This is a genomic window from Lunatibacter salilacus (assembly GCF_009797935.1).
GTDB lineage: Bacteria > Bacteroidota > Bacteroidia > Cytophagales > Cyclobacteriaceae > Lunatibacter > Lunatibacter salilacus.
Map to the genome: position 1 here is coordinate 15,072 of NZ_VOLC01000016.1, position 13,660 is coordinate 28,731.

General features: G+C 45.2%; 14 protein-coding genes. 7 read left to right on the top strand and 7 right to left on the bottom strand.

Features of this window, described 5'->3' with window-relative positions:
* Positions 1-216 precede the first annotated feature (216 nt).
* The 3 genes from FQ608_RS28105 to FQ608_RS19535 form a co-directional block, all read right to left on the bottom strand.
* Positions 217-444, bottom strand: a complete 228-nt coding sequence (locus FQ608_RS28105) for a WCX domain-containing protein (protein WP_158860290.1) — start codon at positions 442-444, stop codon at positions 217-219.
* A 171-nt stretch (positions 445-615) separates the two neighbouring features.
* Entirely contained in the window at positions 616-1,173 is a 558-nt protein-coding gene (locus tag FQ608_RS19530) for a hypothetical protein (RefSeq protein ID WP_158860178.1), read from the bottom strand.
* 685 nt (positions 1,174-1,858) lie between these two features.
* On the bottom strand, positions 1,859-1,999 hold the full coding sequence (locus FQ608_RS19535; RefSeq protein WP_158860179.1) for a hypothetical protein: 141 nt from the start codon (positions 1,997-1,999) through the stop codon (positions 1,859-1,861).
* A gap of 125 nt (positions 2,000-2,124) precedes the next feature.
* On the opposite strand from FQ608_RS19535, the gene FQ608_RS19540 reads away from it, so the two are divergent.
* Positions 2,125-3,621: a Gfo/Idh/MocA family protein gene (locus tag FQ608_RS19540; protein WP_158860180.1), complete on the top strand. Its 1,497-nt coding sequence runs from the start codon at positions 2,125-2,127 to the stop codon at positions 3,619-3,621.
* Here FQ608_RS19540 and FQ608_RS19545 read toward each other — a convergent pair.
* The 4 genes from FQ608_RS19545 to FQ608_RS19560 all read right to left on the bottom strand — a co-directional run bounded on the left by FQ608_RS19545 (position 3,608) and on the right by FQ608_RS19560 (position 8,795).
* The gene (locus FQ608_RS19545; protein WP_158860181.1) at positions 3,608-4,318 is read right to left on the bottom strand and encodes a DUF3307 domain-containing protein; all 711 of its coding nucleotides are present in this window, start codon (positions 4,316-4,318) and stop codon (positions 3,608-3,610) included. The genes FQ608_RS19540 and FQ608_RS19545 overlap by 14 nt on opposite strands.
* The gene (locus FQ608_RS19550) at positions 4,315-4,926 is read right to left on the bottom strand and encodes a transcriptional regulator (RefSeq protein WP_158860182.1); all 612 of its coding nucleotides are present in this window, start codon (positions 4,924-4,926) and stop codon (positions 4,315-4,317) included. Before FQ608_RS19550 ends, FQ608_RS19545 begins: the two co-directional genes overlap by 4 nt.
* Positions 4,927-5,169: 243 nt before the next feature.
* Entirely contained in the window at positions 5,170-6,864 is a 1,695-nt protein-coding gene (locus FQ608_RS19555) for an L-lactate permease (RefSeq protein ID WP_158860183.1), read from the bottom strand.
* Positions 6,865-6,902: 38 nt separating this feature from the next.
* Positions 6,903-8,795 carry an aldolase/citrate lyase/malate synthase family protein gene (locus FQ608_RS19560; RefSeq protein WP_158860184.1) on the bottom strand — a complete coding sequence of 631 codons (1,893 nt, stop codon included), beginning with the start codon at positions 8,793-8,795 and terminating at the stop codon, positions 6,903-6,905.
* 224 nt (positions 8,796-9,019) lie between these two features.
* Here FQ608_RS19560 and pdeM point away from each other — a divergent pair, with 224 nt between their 5' ends.
* Genes pdeM through FQ608_RS19590 form a run of 6 tightly spaced genes read left to right on the top strand, consistent with a single transcriptional unit; the run spans position 9,020 to position 13,235 of the window.
* Positions 9,020-9,700: a ligase-associated DNA damage response endonuclease PdeM gene (gene pdeM, locus FQ608_RS19565; protein ID WP_158860185.1), complete on the top strand. Its 681-nt coding sequence runs from the start codon at positions 9,020-9,022 to the stop codon at positions 9,698-9,700.
* 41 nt (positions 9,701-9,741) lie between these two features.
* A complete protein-coding gene (locus FQ608_RS19570; RefSeq protein ID WP_158860186.1) occupies positions 9,742-10,632 on the top strand; it encodes a cell division protein FtsX in 891 nt (296 codons plus the stop codon).
* A 3-nt stretch (positions 10,633-10,635) separates the two neighbouring features.
* Entirely contained in the window at positions 10,636-10,848 is a 213-nt protein-coding gene (locus tag FQ608_RS19575; RefSeq protein ID WP_158860187.1) for a DUF3098 domain-containing protein, read from the top strand.
* Complete coding sequence (locus tag FQ608_RS19580; protein ID WP_158860188.1) at positions 10,845-11,639, top strand: undecaprenyl-diphosphate phosphatase; 795 nt, start codon at positions 10,845-10,847, stop codon at positions 11,637-11,639. The genes FQ608_RS19575 and FQ608_RS19580 overlap by 4 nt, the downstream gene beginning before the upstream one ends.
* Positions 11,640-11,641: 2 nt before the next feature.
* A complete protein-coding gene (gene truB / locus FQ608_RS19585; RefSeq protein ID WP_158860189.1) occupies positions 11,642-12,316 on the top strand; it encodes a tRNA pseudouridine(55) synthase TruB in 675 nt (224 codons plus the stop codon).
* Positions 12,303-13,235 carry a bifunctional riboflavin kinase/FAD synthetase gene (locus FQ608_RS19590; protein ID WP_158860190.1) on the top strand — a complete coding sequence of 311 codons (933 nt, stop codon included), beginning with the start codon at positions 12,303-12,305 and terminating at the stop codon, positions 13,233-13,235. Before truB ends, FQ608_RS19590 begins: the two co-directional genes overlap by 14 nt.
* Positions 13,236-13,660 lie beyond the last annotated feature (425 nt).

Here is a 13,660-nt window from a genome sequence, read left to right on the forward strand (position 1 = left end):
ACCAGCGATAGAATGCCAATATTCAATAGCCCGGAGGTTCAACCGCGGGTTAATTGCGACCCGCAGTTCCCGGTTTTGGCCGACACAATGTCAATAGCCCCCACCCATTTCCTCCGGGACATAATGCCGATTGGACACCCATCATAGGTTCGGAGAGCATTCTCCTTCGGTTGAAAGCATGGCGGGTGAATTTCGCATGCCCATTCAAGTCAACTTTTATCCATATTGATTAAAAGCGTTCTCATGGGCTTGCCTTATTTGGTCGGCCAGAGATTTTGGTTTAATAACTTTCATATTTTCACCATAGGAAAGAAGTTCCATTAGCAGATCATGCGTCAGGAAGAGTTTCAATTTGACCTGCAATTCGGCTTCATTGTCCACGATAATTTCCTGTGTATGATGAAGAGGCAATGTCTTAATATACTTTCCCTGAAAGGGTGACAGTTTCTATTGTCATAACCCTTATTTTTGGGTTGAAATCATAAGCAGGGGGGTAGAACGCAAAAAGGTGTCGCTCTTTATTTAATTAAACTTTTTGAGAAAATTGGCTCCCTGCAGTCTGTCCCTATAAGCTGCCCGGCCCGTCGCTAAAAAGTGCCCCTCCCGGCACTTTTCTTAACGCTCCGTCCTCCTTGTTGTAGTGGATTGGCCTTTAGGGCTCTTGAAAAGGACTGCTATGGCCTTATAAATCGGATCTATCCATTCCAGGCCCTTTATTTCTGTATTGTTGTCAAAGCTAATTATCGGGATTTGCGAGATTTTGGTATCAATCAGTTTCTGTAGCTTTACCGATAACTCCTGAATCCAGTCAAACTGGGGCAAGCCTTTGAAGCGTTGCAGGGTTAACAGGGTTTCCTGAAGTTGTCGGGCGTCTTCACTTGAAAGCGGCTGCTGGCTGATCGAGAAATCCGGATCATGATAGCGGAAAAGAATCTTTCTAGGGTGCCCGGGATGTCTATACCTTTCCAGCGGAGCCTTGTAACCTTGTTCACTTTCGAGGTACTCGAGATCCTTTCGAATTTGCCGGGAAGAAATACCCATGGTTCCATCATACTCAAACAATGCTTCCGCACACGCAGCGGTAAGGGCATCTAGATCGTATCTGCCCTTGTGTCTGCGAAGATACCTGTCAAGCACCCTCAGCCGAACATCCAAATGTTTGTTTTTTGCCATTCAGAAATTTAGTTTCAATTTTTTGATTTGGCAAAGTATCAATCCGAAAACAATCTAAGCGTAGAGGAATTCTCCTCAGTTTATGTTAGCTATAATCCCATAGACAAAAATAAACCTTCGATATCATTTCGGTCAATATATACAGGGGAAGGTACTTATACAATACCCGTAATCCTGAATTAATTTCGGACAGGGCAAGCATCAGAGAATGGGGTAAATGCATGAAGGTATCGATGGATAAATTATTTGATTGAGAAGAGAAACCGAACGCAACTTTCGGGTGTTGCATTTTTAGCCCACTTTGTGTAATTTGAGCTGGATTTGGGTGTGCCATTAAAGAAATAATAGAATAATTATGAAGCGAACAATGTATTTATTGTTACTTTCTTCGGTGGGAGTAATTATTTTTGCTGCCGTGAAAGTTTTATTTGATTCATCGATATCTTCTTGGGGGCTAGTTGTTAGTGCGACAGTCTTTTTGTTTACAGCGATTTATTGGGTGATATTGATAAGTAGGAATAATGAAGGGACTAGATCAAGGAATCTAGATAAATTATAAAATTTCTCTTATAACGTTTCATTGCGCCAGACCAACCTGTTGGTCTGCTAGGCATCAGACCTTTGGGGTTTTTCAGACCCCGAAGGTCTAGTCCATATGTCTAACCTAGTGGATTAGCCTATCCGGTTATCCTTCCAATATACCTATTCGATACGACATCATCCCACCCGCAGCCGTAAGTACATCTAAATCATATCTGTCCTTGTGTCTACGAAGGCACCTGTCAAGCACCCTCAGTCGAATATCGAAATCTTTGTTTTTGGGCATGCCAGAAATTTAGGTTCAATTTTTTGATATGGCAAATTGCTTTTACCCCCAATTCCGCTTAATTTGTACCTCACTCCCAATAGCAATTTGTTTCGGATCAGTGACCCAATTTAACAAAACCCACCATGTCAAAAAACCACCCCAAAAACCGCAGGAATTTTATAAAACAAAGCTCACTTGGCGCTGCCGGATTTTTTATTGTTCCTAGCCATGTGGTTAGCGGTTTGGGCCATATACCCCCCAGTGACAAGCTAAATATCGCCGGAGTAGGTGTAGGAGGAAAAGGCAGGCCCAACCTGAATGCCATGAAAAGCGAAAATATTGTGGCCTTGTGCGATGTGGACTGGGCTACGGCAAAGGGCTGTTTTGGAGATTTTCCTTCGGCAAAAAAGTTTTGGGACTGGCGGGAGATGCTGGATGTAATGGGAAAAGACATCGATGCGGTCATGGTGGCTACCGCCGACCACACCCATGCCGCTGTGGCCTCCCATGCACTGACCCTTGGCAAGCATATCTACTGTCAAAAGCCCCTCACCCACTCTATCTATGAGTCCAGATTGTTGACAAAGTTAGCCACCAAATACCCCGTAGCCACGCAAATGGGAAATCAGGGAAATTCAGGCATAGATGCAAAGGAAGTTTGTGAGTGGATTTGGAATGGGGAGATTGGGGAGGTAAAAGAGGTACATGCCTGGACCAACCGCCCTATTTGGCCCCAAGGATTGGAACGTCCGGCCACCGGGATGCCGACACCGGATACCATGAACTGGGATTTGTTTTTGGGCCCTGCACCGCATCGTCCTTTTCATGAAATTTATACGCCATGGAACTGGCGGGGTTGGTGGGATTTTGGCACAGGTGCCTTTGGGGATATGGCCTGCCATGTCTTGGACCCCGTGTATGCTGCGTTGAAATTAAAATATCCATCCCACATAGAAGGGAGCTCCTCTCCTATTAATACTGAAAGTGCCCCTCAGTCCGAACAGGTGAAATTCAGTTTTCCCGCTAGGGAACCCATGGGGAACCTTGCCATGCCTGCCGTGGATGTGTATTGGTATGATGGTGGATTGCTGCCTTATCGGCCGGATCTGCTTCCCGAGGGGGTAGACCTGATGGCCGACAGGCTGGGAGGTTGTATTTTTGTCGGTACCAAGGATACCTTATACAGTGGCTGCGGCGGAGTGGGAAGACGGCTTCTTTCCGGCAGGGAACCGAATGTCTCCCCTTCCCTTAGGCGGATTCCAGAAGCCAAGGGCTATAAGGACGGACCGCACGAACAGGATTGGATCCGGGCCTGCAAGGAATCTCCGGGAAGCCGGGTGGAAGCGACTTCCCATTTCGGCTATTCCGGGCCATTTAATGAGATGGTGCTGCTTGGTGTACTGGCAGTCCGGCTGCAAAGCCTGCACAAGACCTTGGAATGGGACGGTGAAGCGATGGAATTCAAAAACATCCGGGCCGGTGAAAAACTCCGGGTTATTCAAACCGATCAGTTTTCGATTAAAAATGGGAAGCCATCCTTTAATACCGAATACGTGGAACTGGACGCCCTTGCCTCTGCCACGGAATATATCCGGCATTCCTATAGGGAGGGTTGGAACCTACCTGCTATGCCTGTGTAATGACGGTGTAAATCAATCCGCACAAAATCGAAATGCCAAAACTGAGCAAGGTGCCGATAAGGATATATTCGGTTAGCTTTCTGTCCTTGGACTGCCGCAAATCGCCAAAGCGAAACACCGATTTTGCCGCCACCAAAAAACCGATGGCTTCCCATCTTCCGCTGATAATAAAGGCGAAGGCGAACAGCCGCTCTAAAATTCCGATGTATTTGCCGGCTTCTGCCAGGGAATCGGATTCAGCTACATTGGTAAAGGGGGTCCACTTCGACATCACGGTTCTGATGATAATGGCCGAGGGAATAGTAAGAAAAGCGGCTATGGTCAGGAAAGTCCAAAACCCCAAGCCCAACGTGTGCCAAGGTATCCACCCGGCTCCCGCTATCCAATAAGCTACTCCTATTATTACAAGCAGATGTCCTGCCTGATCGGCAAAAAACCAGGTGCGCTTAGTCTTTTCGTTTTGGAAATAAATCTTCACGGCATCCAGGATTCCATGGGATATCACGATGATTAACATATATGGCCAAAAACTCAGATCCCAAAGTAGGATAAGGGTTAAGGCAGCATGTATTAATAGATGCAGATAAAATTGATAGGCTCCCAGCTTTCTTTCTTCCTTTGCCGCAACCCATTTGTCGGGCTGAAAAAAGAAATCGCCCAAAATGTGCGCAAAAATTAATTTTATCAGGAGGATCATAAATACGTTTTTAGCTTGATGGGATAATATGCCATCCATTCCTGTATGACCTCCATATGGGCCCGGCTGAGGCGGGCGCTGACGGCATGCTGGGTGATTCCCAACTTAGCTCCCAATTCCTTTTGGGTTAGGTCCGGCTTTTTCAACACCTCCCAAACCGCAATTGCGGCGCTGACAGTCCATTGATTCATCGGGATTAGGGCCAGTTTTAGCATAAGGTTCATTTCCATGTCAAATTGGTCCCAGGGGCTTTTGATGGCCATTTCCTGGTTCATTTTCGACAATTGTTCAAATACTTCGCCAGAATGGATAAAAGCCGTTCCGTTCGATTCGGTGATTTTTTTGGCAGTATAGTTGATTTCACCTAGCCCAATCCCCAAGCGGACATCAAGTTCTAAAATTGTCTTTATGGCCGCCTTTATATACACAGCGGCCTCTATTGCCTGCATGGGGTTGCTTATCTTCAGTTGAAAACTGTCTCCCCGGTAAATTTCCCAGTCTGCGGGTTCCTTTCCCCAGGTCTTGAGTGCCGCCTTTAGGACCGGCAGCCAATTTTCGGGGGAAATCTTCGTAGAGCCAATAATATCTCCTGTGATGACTGCTTCCATAAATTTGAATGAATGGTAAATATATCAATGAATTCGATGATATGCAAGAATATCATTGAAATCGATGATAATTGTAAATATCAATGAATTAGATGATAGTTTGGGTCGATGAGTTTATAAGTTGATGGGTCTATGGGTTGATAAGTTTATAAGTTTATAAGTTTATAGGTTGATGGATAAATGTCTCCTAATCTCTAAGTCCCTAAGTCTCCGATCTCCCGTCCCTAAGTCCCCTACTTTCACTCATCGCAAAACAAGCAACGTGTCGGATACCCCCCATACCCCTATTACAAGGAATCCAATCAGACCAGTCAGCAGCAGGTAATAGATGGTGGGCAAAACTGTCTTTCTCAACACCATTCCCTCCTTTCCAAGAAGCCCCACTGTGGCGGATGCGGCGACTACATTGTGGATGGCTATCATATTGCCCGCGGCAGCTCCCACCGCCTGCAGCGCCAACATCCAAGTGGTAGACACGGAAAGACTCTCCGCTACCCCGTATTGGAAGAGGCCAAACATCAGATTACTGACCGTATTGCTGCCGGCGATAAAAGCTCCCAACGCACCTATCATCGGAGCAAATACCGGATAGATATACCCCACCTTCAGAGCAACCCATTCGGCCATAACGATGGGCATGGCGGCGAGCTCAAGGTCGTTTTCCCCGGAGTTGATATATACCCGGACCATGGCTACCGCAAACAGCAATACCGTGCCGGCGCTGAAAATCATGCGGGAACTTTCCTTAAAGGCTGACTTTACCTGCTTTCCCTGCATGCTATGCAGAAAAAAAGTAATCAGACAAACCAACAAAATAATGGAGCCCGGCAAGTAGAGTGGTGTACTGCTTGCGGAGATCTCCGTACCCAAAATATGCTGCACCCCAATGACTATACCAGTAAGAAACCCTTTGATGGGCAACTGAGGCAGCCGACTCAAGACCAACAGTATAGCCAGGAGGAAATAGGGAGTCCACGCTTTCCACAGCGGAATCCGTTTTTGATCCTCATCCAACGAAAAAGAGAGGTTCCCCAACCACTCCTCCGGCCATGCGGCCTTATCTTCCATTGCCCATTGCTTTTTGGGAAGCAAAAAGCCCCTTTTGGCGGCGGTCACGACAATACTCAACCCTACCAAGGAACCTAACAGAGATGGAAACTCCGGTCCCAGGAATATCCCCGTGAGCGCATAAGGGACGGTAAAGGAAATTCCCCCAAATAGCGCAAACGGAAACATTTCCAGCCCTTCTTTCCACGACCTGTTTTTTCCAAAAAAGCGGGTAAGCATCAGCACCATCAAAAAAGGCATCAATGAACCCACGATGGCATGTGTAATAGCGGCATTGGCGGTGACCACATGAAGTATATCGGCATATTCCAAGCCATTGGCAGCCAGCTGGGCATCCAACTCAGGGTGTTGAATTCCACCCCGTAACCCCACTAAAATGGGTGTGCCGACCGCCCCGAAGGTGACGGCCGTACTTTGGACCATCATCCCCAAGATGACAGCGGCAAGGGCAGGAAATCCCAAGGCAACCAACAAAGGTGCCACAATAGCCGCCGGCGTACCAAATCCGGCAGCACCTTCTATAAAGGATCCAAACAACCAAACAATAATAATCACCTGTACCCTCCGATCGGAACTGATGCCCGCAAAGCCAAGTCGAATGGCACTAACCCCTCCGGAGTACTTGAGCAGATTCAGGAGAAGGATGGCAGCAAAAATAATGTAGAGGATATCAAAAGTAATAAACAAACTTTGAATGGTGGACGCCACCACATTGAGCCAAGAGAATTCCCAAAACTGAAGGGCGATAGCTGCGGTCAATAAAAAGGTAACGGGCATGGTTTTCCTAGCCGATACCCGGAAACCCACCAACATGACTGCCGCTACTAGAATTGGAAGAAAGGCCAGAAAGAAAAGGAGATTTAATGACATGGTATTTTGGGAAAGCAGTTATTGTGAAAGAAAATACCCTAACCCCGTAAGGTGAAATCCAAGTTTTCAGTTACCCTGTCGTTATTTTCTCTCAGTACTTCCAAATACTTCGCAATTCTCTCCTTAGCCGTATCCAAATCTTCGTTGTTCAAATTGATATTTAACAAATCTATAAACCAGGGAATCTTTTGCTCTTCGGACACATAAACATGTGCTATTTCCCTTGCAATCGGAAGCGTGGTATGCTTGGATGAATCATGGACGTCCTTACTGTTAGCTTTCAATAGTTTATTATACTCTTCTTCCAGCAACTGTTGAAATATAGCAAAAGAAAATACAGTGCCTTCGGAAATCCCGGTTTCCGCATCTGATTCGGTAAGTTTGGCACCTTTATGCACCCATTCCCATAGGATGCTCAGTCGGATTTCCCCGGTAGCCATATCCTCCATCAGGTAAAGGACATCATCGTTGCCAAAGAAATCGGCGGGCTTCAGGGCCGCAGCCTGCATTCCCTGACCGAATGCATTCCCGTACTGTAGGGCCACACTGATTAAGTTTCTGGCTCCCCGGATATTCCTTGGAGCTGGTTCCAATAGGATCAATCCGTCAGCATCCTTATCTGAATAGGTAAGCTGTGGAAATTTTCTACCCATTTGATTCGCCTCACCCACTTTTCCCCATACTGGTCTGACGATGTGGACCATTTTCCAGTGGGCCACCCACTTGCCGCTTGCTCCTTCGCGCTGTTCCCTTTCTGCACCGCCTATGGCCTTTTCCATGCTGGAGGAGACGCCCGCTTCCGAACCAACAGGGATATTCGGTTCCATGCCTCCCTGCCATAGAGCAAAATTCCCATTTCTGTCAGGGGTATTTACCGCCCTTCTCACCCGGTCCTCATAATTTCGCATATAGCCATAGGTCATTCCAATGGATTCTATATTGGGATTGACAAAAGATGAATCCCATGCCAAAGCATCGGATACACTGTTAATATAGTCCCATCGGCCTGTATTGTAGCCTACAAAATGCTTTCCTAATGCCGCTCTGATTTCCATCAACTGAAAGGTTGCCTCAAGCTGCTCCACCAACACATATACTTTAATTGTACCTTCCGGAACCTTGAGAAAACGTTCCAGCTCGGAAATCATCTTATTCCAGAATCCGGCTTCCTCCGCAGTCTGAATTTTCGGAAGATAAAGGACAATGGATGATCCCGCATCAGCTAGAGCCTGATAGTTATTCACCACATAAAGCGTGAGATCCACAATGGATGCCGCAACTGACGCCCCGTTGGATTCCCGTATATGCCTGTCATCCAAATGTAATCCCCTTGCCCGGAATATTTTGGTAGTAAAATCCAACTGGGTCCTCCAGTCTGCGATTTTTTCCTTACCAAAAAAATTCACGGACCAGGCGTTCATTTGACGGGCTACTTTCTCCGCCACATCCAAAAACAACTGATCCCTATGGATGGCAAGTTTTAGGTTTCGTTGATTATCCAAAGACATGGTGGTGATCTGCCCCAAGGCATCTTCCCCGTCAAACATCCACCCATCCGCGCCAGAAAGCAACGCATAAGCTACATTGCGAATGCTGTCCGCAACTGGAGCATTGGGCTTGGCTCCCGGTCCGGTTCCTTGGATCCACTGCCGCTGAAGGTCTTTGGGAATCACAGATCCAACAAAGTTTCCAGATCTGGCATCAGCAACAAGGATGTCTGTTCCCTCAATGCTGCTGGATTCATCCAAAAAATTAATGCGCTCTCGAGATTGCGCCCGCTCTAGACGTCTATCCATTCGCTTTTTCATCAAATTTTTCAGTTCCTTGTTGAACCGAACCATATGTTCGAGAGCCGCCTGAACCTTAGGCGTATACACATCTGAATATTTTTCTGTCAAATTGTCTCTGATGATGATTGAAGGATTACTCATGGGGTTTATTAAGTTGTTTTAAAAAAGAAATTGATTTTGGATTCCAATTTATAATAAATTTGTCGGTATTACACCGGATATTGGATGATTTACTCTCTCATTGCCTACAAAAACGAAAAAAATAAACGCAATAAGTTGCCTGCTGCCTTAGGTAAAAGGAATCCAAAAAACAGTGTTTTCCTCTTACTAACTAATCCCAATCAAACTGTTTTTAAAGCCTATTGATGAATTCAACGTTCCTAACCATACAGCTTGACTCATTACTTGATTCACTGACCTTATTGAAGGAAAAGGCGCTTTGGATGCCTGCCAAAAAACGTTTGTTTCTAGCAGACACCCATTTTGGAAAGGCGGGACACTTTAGAAAGGCTGGAATTCCCATACCTGAGGAAATTCATACGTCTGATTTCCAAAAGTTGGGAAGGCTGTTGGCCAACCTTCAGCCGCGTGAGGTATATATTTTGGGAGATTTGTTTCACAGTGACTGGAACGGGGAGTGGGATGCCGTCAATGCATTTTTTCATTCCTATAAAAACATCCACTTCCATTTGATTCTGGGGAATCACGATATTTTAAAACCATTTCATTACCGCCAGTCTGTATTGCAGGTTCATGATACAGGTTTGGTAGTGGATGAATTTATCCTTAGCCACGAGCCGTTGCATGCTATACCGGAGGGAAAATTAAATCTGTGTGGGCACCTTCACCCCGGAATCCGGCTTCGCGGTAAAGGACGGCAACACCTATGTCTTCCCTGCTTTTTTCTCCGAAAAGACCGGCTGATATTACCTGCATTTGGCCGATTTACCGGGGCTTCTTCAGTGCAGGTAATGGAGGGAGACCGTATCTATGCCATTACCCCCAACGAAGTTATTCCACTGAATTTACCAGATAAGGTTGGTTAAGTTGCGATACCTGTTTAATTTTGACTTCAAATTCCGGTACCATGAGTAAGATCCATCGAAAAAAGACACGGTTGGGAAGCTACAAATTTGTCAGTGTGCTGTTCAGCATCACCTTGTCCTTATTCATTACGGGATTGGTCGGATTGATCATTATACAAGCCAAAACCCTCACATCCATTATCCGGGAAAATATTGAAATCCAGGTTTTTTTAAACAAAAACCTCCAAAAAGCAGACATAGAAAGAATAACCAACCTCCTTCAGCAAAAACCTTACATTTTGGACAAAGAGGGAACCAAACGCTTTACCTATATTTCAAAAGAGGAAGCCGCGGCGGTTTTTATGGATGAAGTAGGCGAGGATTTTACCCAGTTTATCAACGACAATCCACTCAGGGATACCTTTACTTTCTCAGTCGCAGAGGATTACCAAACAGCGGAGCTAATCGAAGATATCGTCGCCGAACTCCAGGCTATTGACGGAGTTTTTGAAGTCACCTACATGAGCGATTTGGTTGAGTCCATCAATAAAAACCTATTGAAAGTAAGCATGGTGCTTGGTGCCTTTATACTGATCTTATTGGTCACTGTAATTATACTCATAAACAATACGATACGGCTGGCATTGTTTTCCCAGCGCTTTCTGATTAGAAGCATGCAACTGGTGGGAGCCACCAAAGGGTTTATCCGAAAACCCTTTTTGTTACGTGCATTTCTTTATGGAGCATTAGGCGGACTTCTTGCTTCTGCCATGCTGTTTGGCCTGATGGAATACGGAAAACAGGTTATCGATGGGTTCAACCTGCTGTATAATTTAAAATGGCTGCTTATCCTTTTTGGGGGATTGGTGTTTTTGGGTGCCTTCCTTTCTTTTTTCAGTACGTTAAAATCAGTAAATAAATACCTCAACATGTCCTTGGACGAACTCTATTAACATATGCAAAAAGATTCATTCCCTTTTAACAGAAAAAACTATCAGTTAATGTTGATTGGCCTAGCCATCATCGTAGCAGGATTTACTATCATCGGTCTGGATGGAGAGCAGCATGGGTTTGGCTTTATGGGCCTGACTTTGGGTCCCATCGTGACCTTAGCGGGATTTCTTTTCCAATTTTACGCCATCTTTTATCGACCGCATCAAAATAAATGACAGTATTTGAAGCAATTATCCTTGGAATCGTCCAGGGATTGACAGAATTTTTACCAGTTTCGTCCAGCGGACATCTCGAAATAGCAGGAGTTTTATTGGGATCTAGCTCCCTTCCGGAAGAAAATTTAATGTTTACCATTGTGGTGCATTTTGCCACTGCCTTGAGTACCATAGTGGTATTTAGAAGGGATATCGGGGCAATTTTAATTGGCTTGTTCCAATTTAAATGGAACGAAGAAACAGTCTTTTCATTCCGGATTATTTTATCTATGATACCGGCTGTGATTATCGGTCTGTTTTTTGAAAAAGAACTTGAGCAACTCTTTGGCGGTAAAATCGTCTTTGTTGGCTCCATGCTGCTGATTACTGCGGTACTGCTTTTCTTGGCGGATAGGGCCAAGGATACGGGAAAACCTGTGACGACGCTAAAAGCAGTTATTATCGGGTTTGCACAGGCTGTGGCGATGCTGCCAGGCATATCACGCTCCGGAGCCACCATTTCTACATCCGTGCTTCTGGGCATAGACAAGGGAAAAGCTGCCCGTTTTTCGTTTTTGATGGTCTTGCCTCTAATCATCGGTAAAATCGGCAAGGATTTATTGGATGGTGGACTGACTTATACCAGTGCGGAATTCGTTCCGTTATCTGTTGCCTTTGTCTCAGCATTTGTTGCTGGACTTGCGGCCTGTACTTGGATGATTCAGTTAGTGAAAAAGAGTAAGTTGACTATTTTTGCCGTTTATTGTACCATCGTAGGATTGATTGCGATCGTTGCGGGACTATTGATGTAATTATGGAAGAAGGAATCGTATTTTTAGTTGATAAACCCTATGAATGGACCTCTTTTGACGTAGTCAAAAAAATAAGGAACGCACTAAAAATTAAGAAAGTTGGTCATGCGGGTACACTTGATCCGTTGGCTACGGGTCTCTTGATTATCTGTGCCGGAAAGATGACCAAACAAATTGATACCTTCCAGCAGCAGGAAAAAGAATATACGGGTACCTTTGTGATTGGTAAAACCACCGAATCCTTTGACCTGGAAAAGGAGGTTGTGGATGTAGCGGATATCTCCCATATCACCGAGTCGGATATTCTTGCAGCCGTTAAACAACTGACCGGGGAAATCCAACAAATTCCACCCATGCATTCGGCCATTCGGAAAGATGGAAAGCGTGTCTACGAATCTGCACGGAAAGGCATTACACTGGAGCTGGATGCAAGAACAGTGACGGTCAATACCTTTGAAATCACCGGTATTTCTCTGCCTGAGATTCATTTTAGAATCGTATGTACCAAGGGTACCTACATCAGAAGCCTGGCACGGGACCTGGGCGAATTATTGGGAGTAGGTGCCTATTTGTCTGCATTAATCAGAACCCGCATCGGAAAGTACAAACTGGGGGATGCGGATAACCTTCCTGAGTTGATTGAAAAAATAAAAGGTGGACTTCATGAAAATCTATGATAACTTTAATGATTTTCAACCCATCCCCCATGCCGTGGTTACCATTGGGACCTTTGACGGAGTACACCTTGGCCACCAGAAAATCCTAAATAGGCTGCGAATCCTTGCGGATCAGTCTCAGGGAGAGACGGTACTGATTACCTTTTGGCCCCATCCCCGAATGGTACTTCGTCCGGATAGCCACAATATCAAGCTCCTTTCTACATTTGAGGAAAAAAACACGCTTTTAGAGGAATATGGTGTGGATCATCTGGTTAGCATACCCTTTACAAAAGCGTTTTCGGAGACCTCCTCGGAGGAGTTTATACACCATATTTTAATAGAAAAAATCAAGACCAAAATTTTGGTCATTGGGTACGACCATAAATTCGGCAAAGGACGGGAAGGAGGGTTTGAGCATCTGCATGCCAATCAGGAAAAATACGGATTTGTATTGGAGGAGATTCCCCGGGAAGACATTGACTCCATCGGAATCAGCAGCACCAAAATCAGACAGGCACTTGAAAAGGGGGACATTGTTTCCGCCAATAATTTTTTGGGGAGACCCTATGCCCTCAGGGGGGAGGTCATCCAAGGTAAGCAGATAGGCCGGTCTATCGGATTCCCCACCGCCAATATCGAAATCGCAGACCTAAATAAGCTTATCCCCGGTGACGGTTCCTATATTGTACAGGCTTCCGTGGAAGGGAGGACCGTCAACGGTATGTTGAATATCGGCCATCGCCCTACCCTGAGCGGCCTGAATAAAACGGTTGAAGTCCATTTGTTCGATTTTGACAGGACTATTTATGGGGTGGATATCGACATTTCATTTTTGGAATTTTTAAGGCCGGAGATTAAGTTTTCCGGTTTGGATGAGTTGAAGGATCAGCTGGATAGGGATAGAATTAGGGCGAGAGGTTTTTTTGATGCTAGATGATGGTTGGGGAATATTGTAGAAATATGGTGAAAATATGGTTGAAATTTCGTAGAAATAAGGCCTACGGCCGATATATTATAAAACCTATTTTGGTGGAAATAGAATCCTAGCGGAGTTGATCCGTTTCAAATCCCGGCATCTAAAAATAAGGAAAGTGACGAAATAGTTTGATTAGATTTTTTTAAAACTAGAAATTGGCTCCGGATGCAGCCCCCTAAATGGCCTTGAAGGGGGACTTAAATGCCCAATTCGTCTTCGATTAGGATCTAATACACCTGTCTAATTTTAAGATAAATTTGATGGAGAATTAAATTTATTACTTTGTAAACAATGTCACAACTTTAAAACGCCAGACCAACCATTTAGGGGCTTTGGCGGGTAGGAGTTGGAGGAATTACCGGTCTATCGGCCAAAACAGGAGAAAA